Origin of the sequence: Dickeya chrysanthemi NCPPB 402, from assembly GCF_000406105.1 — a bacterium.
In the GTDB taxonomy this organism is placed as follows: Bacteria; Pseudomonadota; Gammaproteobacteria; order Enterobacterales; family Enterobacteriaceae; genus Dickeya; species Dickeya chrysanthemi.
Window position 1 is genome coordinate 1,891,569 of the sequence record NZ_CM001974.1, and the last position, 4,698, is coordinate 1,896,266.

The following is a 4,698-nucleotide window of genomic DNA, read 5'->3' on the forward strand; positions in this document are numbered from 1 at the left end:
GGGGGGAAGTTCAGAATCACCAACTGGCACACCTATAACAAAGCGCTTATCAACCGTGGCTCCATGACTTTCTGGCTGGACGACGAAGCAATTAAGGCGTGGTATGACACAGCCCCGCCTTCTGTCAACAACACCGCTTAATGACCGCTTTTCACCATTTATTTTGTCCGGTTTTCATCATTTCTGATGTCCGCTTTTAACATTCAGTTTTCGGTGTGTTTTTCCTCTATGGCTTTGGGTAACGAGCCAGCTTTCCGCTTATCTTTCAGTCGGTAGCTTTCGCCCTTGATGTTGACCGTTGTTGAGTGATGCAGCAACCTGTCGAGGATCGCCGTGGCCAGTACATGATCCCCGAACACCTCGCCCCAGTCGGTGAAGCTCTTGTTTGAGGTCAGGATGATGCTCGCTTTCTCGTAACGCCGGTTCAGTAGCCGGAAGAACAGATTCGCTTCATCACGCGTCATCGGCAGATAACCGATCTCATCCAGGATAAGCACCCGCACATAACCCAGTTGCTGCAACTGCCGCTCCAGCCTGTTTTCCTGTCTGGCTTTTACCAGCGTTGCCATCAGTTTATCCAGTGGCATGAACAGCACCCGATGACCCGCATCCGCTGCCTTGACTCCCAGTGCCACCGCCAGATGTGTTTTCCCCACGCCCGGTGGGCCTAACAGGATGACGTTTTCGTTACGCTCGATGAACACCAGCCCGGCCAGCTCCCGGATGACCCGCTGGTCGATGCCCGGCTGGAAGCTGAAGTCGAACTGCTCCAGCGTTTTTATCCAGGGTAGCCGGGCCTGTTTCAGTCGGGATTCCAGCCCCTTGTGCCGTCGGCCATGCCATTCATGACTCAGCACCCGAACCAGCATTTCGCGCGCGTTAAGTTCTTCCCTGACGGCCTGCTCCAGCAGATTGTCCACCGCGTCCGTCAGGTGCTCCATCTTCAGGCGTGCCAGCAGGTCTGTCAGGTCGTTTATCACAGCAGCTCCTCATAATCGCTCAACGCACGCCGTGCCACCCGGCAGGTTTGCTGCCACAGGGGCTGGTGATGTGCGACGACGGTCTGCCAGCCAGCCTGTTTTTCAGCCAGACGGTGTGTCGCGATAAGGACGTCATCGCCATACACCCTGAGCCCGTCATCCAGCGAGATACGGATGCTGACCGGTTTTCCGCACCAGTTTTCCGGTACGCTGTAACGGTTACCCCGTACCTCGATATAGCCATCCCAGGCCACCTGCCGGATATCGTGATAGCTGGTATCGAAGTCTCCGGCGGGCAAGGCCTGCAGGTGGGGCTGCTCCTAGATAAAGCGCGCTGCAGGTGTCTGGTCGAACTGGCGGAGTGGACGGTGGGCAGCTTCCGTCTGTATCCACTGCATCAGCAACTGATTGATATGCGCCAGACTGTCGAACTGCCGGTAACGAACGAAGAAGTTCTCCTTGAGGTATTTCACCATGCGCTCCACCTTGCCTTTGGTTTGTGCCCGGCGTGGGCGGCAGGCCCGTGGCGTGAAGCCATAGTGTTTTGCCAGTTGGAGGAAGCCGTTGTTGAAGATAACCTCACCACTGTTGTCATGTTTGAGAACGGCCGCTTTCTGGTTATCAACCAGCACGGTTTTGACGCTACCGCCAAAGCAGGCGAAGGCTTTGACCAGCGACTCATAGGTATGCTCGGCATCCTGGCTATCCGTCGCCCAGGCATGGAAGTGCCGGGAGTAACCCAGGGTATTCACGGCGACGTTCACCTTGCAGCGCTGACCGTTGACAACCGTCTCGATTTCACCCCAGTCGTGCTGGAGTTGCTGACCGGGTTGTGTTTCGAAGCGTACGGTCTGTCTGGATGCCCGCAGAGCCCGTTTGGGATGCACATACTGACGCAGAGTGGAGCGACATCCGTCGTAACCCTGCTGTTTTATCTCCTGAAAAATGACTTCAGCATTCCAGACATGCTCACGCAGGCGCAGGTCAACATAATCCATGAACGGACGAAGTTTTTTCATGGGTTCGCGCTTGCGCGTGATAACAGGTTTTTCAGTGAGATGTCGTCGAACCGTGCGCTCGGAACATCCGATGTGGTGAGCAATGTCGATAATATGTGCGCCGTGAATACGCATCTGCTTTATCATGAGAAGGTCCCCTCTGCTTAACATGCGGCTTCTCCGTCTGGTGTAGGAACCTTAAGAGAAGCCCATGTTGGGTGGAGTGGACAAAATTCATGGTGATTTGCGGTCTTATATCAGTGTTGCTGACAACTTGGGGGTGTCTTAAAAAATTGGAACTGTTCCCGGCAAATCGCTTGCGTTTTGCCGGGATAAATATTGTATGTTCAGGGGCAAAAGTGGTGATAGTACTGATACCCACATCACCAGTTCGGCCGGGTTCTCTCGGCGCTCGGGAGCAAACTAATTTGTGCCTATTGCCTTAGGCTAAGGGCCGTATGAAGCGAGCCTATCAGAACTTCTAGGGGGCTTTTAGTTCAACAGTTCTTTTTTGATTTTCGTTATATTGCAAAAATATTCATTGATATTAAAATAATCACCATTACAATCTTCATTTGCGTTTCTTACCATGCACATTGAACAGATACCTTTAAGATCACATTGCATGCATTCGGGGAAGTCTTTATTTTTCATCATTCTTAATGAATTTATTTTCCTAGAAAAATACCAGACATCATTCAATGATGTTTCCAGAACATTACCTAAAACACAATACTGCCAGCCAGCACAGGGATAAACGTTTCCGTTCTCAGCAATACAAACAGATACACTACAAATCGAACAGATAGGGTCTTCCGGATCAACATGACTCTTATTAACTAGGTCATCTTTCAATTTATCAAGATAAGCTTTATCATCAGAATATTTATCTTTAATAATTTTACTGGCTTCATTTAATGAGAGCCGATTACAGATGATTTTATTTGAATGATCATATTCCGCAATCAAAGCATAATCATAACTGACAGCAACTCCATATTTTCTCGCCCATTCAATGACATCGTGATAACAATTTTTATTCTGTTTCATTACTGGACAACTGATCTGTAACGGTATATCATTTTCGACCAATTTAAGTATTGATGATTTAGTTTTTTAAAACTTCCTGTCATTTTTGTTATTGAATCATGAATGACCGGATCTGTTGAATACAGTGATGCCTGAACCCCCAACAATCCATTCAGCTTCATCTCAGTCACGACTTCATCAGTCAGGAGCGTGAGATTAGTAAGAACGCTGACAGCGAAATCATACTCCCTGCATTGCTTTAATATGTCACAAAAATCTTTATGCAACATAGGCTCCCCTCCACTCAGAGTTATATGCAGCACATTCATATCTTTACATTGTTTCAACAAAGAATAGATATTTTTTGTGTCCAGTGTTTTTATTTTTTTCTCATGAGGGATATAACAATGAATGCATCGCTCATTACACTTACTGGTGATTTCTATATGTACGCTGGTCAAGCGGTTTACTCCGCTCTCATGCTTTTCAAGGAACTCATTTGTATTGTCTGTATTATCCTTACTTATGTCGATTTTTACTTTACTATTTATATCTTTATATGTAAAAACATAATCATTGCTGTTACATTCAGCAGCAGTCTCACCTTTACACAAAAAACCATCATAAACTAACTCAGAGAAAAACTCTTCGACATCATCTCTTATTATTTCAATGCTGACATCCTTGAACTTATCAAGTAGTTCAGTACATATATCAAGAGTAGATTTTGGCGTCTTATTTAAAGTAGATAAAAACACAGCTCCACTTTCTGAAACAATCCGTTCCCCCATCACCTCATCTTTTACATATCTGTAGTTTCTATCATCCGTAATGTAACCATAATCACCGTAATTCCTGAATAGTACATTTGATTTGAGTTTAAAATACATAAGATTATATTTCGGCTGTATATAAATAAAGAAGCGACGAAAACTGTCGCCGCTTCGCTGTATGTCAGAGTGCGAAATTAACGATTGCCAGGTCCAGGAGGGTTGCAGGGTCTGCCGCTGGGTTTATTGTTAGGACGGCATTCCGCCTTGTATGCAGAACTTTTCGCTAAAACTGCCGGTTTTGAATAAATCATACATATTATCCTCATAAAATGTAAGTCTATTATGTTATTCCCTAGTTTTGTAAGAGTCAACTTGCTGCTAGCATGGGCTGAAACAATGATCATTAGCGACCTGTTGCAGGGTAACGACACCTTGAGCCGGGACGGTGCTAACTTCTCCACGACTGCCGACGGACGCGTGCTGAGCGGCGGCAATTGACGCTCGCTGACCAGATAGGGCAGATGCAAAGCCGCAATATGACGGTGACGGCAAACAACTGGCAGAACAGCGGCACGGTGCAGGTATAAGTATCCTGTCCGAGCGCGCCAAGCATGTTTAGATATCCTGCCAACCGTGTCACAACGTCCTCTCTGGCCCAAAACGGTCAGTTCTCACTATAGGTCTGCTAAGAGCGAGGAGCGGATATACGAAATATCCAATTAAAGGATAGGTTATTAGATAAATGTGTAGGTAAAGAAAAAAAGAGGTTTTCACCCCTTCTTGTCAAGCGAATGTAAATTGATAATGTTTTTCATGCTCACGCATAGACATTACATAAAACAAAAGCTGTTTATTTTCACTATCTGACTGGCTTTGTTGAATAAATCGAACTTTTGCTGAGTTGAAGGATCAGATCAC

Annotated in this window: 3 protein-coding genes and 2 pseudogenes; 1 reads left to right on the forward strand and 4 read right to left on the reverse strand. The window is 46.5% G+C overall.

What is annotated here, in order from left to right; all coding sequences use genetic code 11:
* Positions 1-120 (forward strand): annotated as a pseudogene (locus DCH402_RS22290) (IS5/IS1182 family transposase); the annotation flags it as partial.
* A gap of 83 nt (positions 121-203) precedes the next feature.
* Here the strand turns inward: DCH402_RS22290 and istB are convergent.
* The 4 genes and pseudogenes from istB to DCH402_RS23060 form a co-directional block, all read right to left on the reverse strand.
* The gene (gene istB, locus DCH402_RS08530) at positions 204-941 is read right to left on the reverse strand and encodes an IS21-like element helper ATPase IstB (protein WP_236887050.1); all 738 of its coding nucleotides are present in this window, start codon (positions 939-941) and stop codon (positions 204-206) included.
* 35 nt (positions 942-976) lie between these two features.
* A pseudogene (gene istA / locus DCH402_RS08535) lies at positions 977-2,149 on the reverse strand (IS21 family transposase).
* A gap of 321 nt (positions 2,150-2,470) precedes the next feature.
* Positions 2,471-3,028 carry an SPASM domain-containing protein gene (locus DCH402_RS23055; RefSeq protein WP_233276340.1) on the reverse strand — a complete coding sequence of 186 codons (558 nt, stop codon included), beginning with the start codon at positions 3,026-3,028 and terminating at the stop codon, positions 2,471-2,473.
* Complete coding sequence (locus DCH402_RS23060; RefSeq protein WP_233276341.1) at positions 3,028-3,897, reverse strand: PqqD family peptide modification chaperone; 870 nt, start codon at positions 3,895-3,897, stop codon at positions 3,028-3,030. The genes DCH402_RS23055 and DCH402_RS23060 overlap by 1 nt, the downstream gene beginning before the upstream one ends.
* Between the last annotated feature and the right edge of the window lie 801 nt (positions 3,898-4,698).

Coding starts and splice junctions, on each gene's coding strand:
- DCH402_RS23055 (WP_233276340.1), bottom strand. CDS start 3,028: ATGAAACAGAATAAAAATTGTTATCACGATGTCATTGAATGGGCGAGA.
- istB (WP_236887050.1), bottom strand. CDS start 941: ATGGAGCACCTGACGGACGCGGTGGACAATCTGCTGGAGCAGGCCGTC.
- DCH402_RS23060 (WP_233276341.1), bottom strand. CDS start 3,897: ATGTATTTTAAACTCAAATCAAATGTACTATTCAGGAATTACGGTGAT.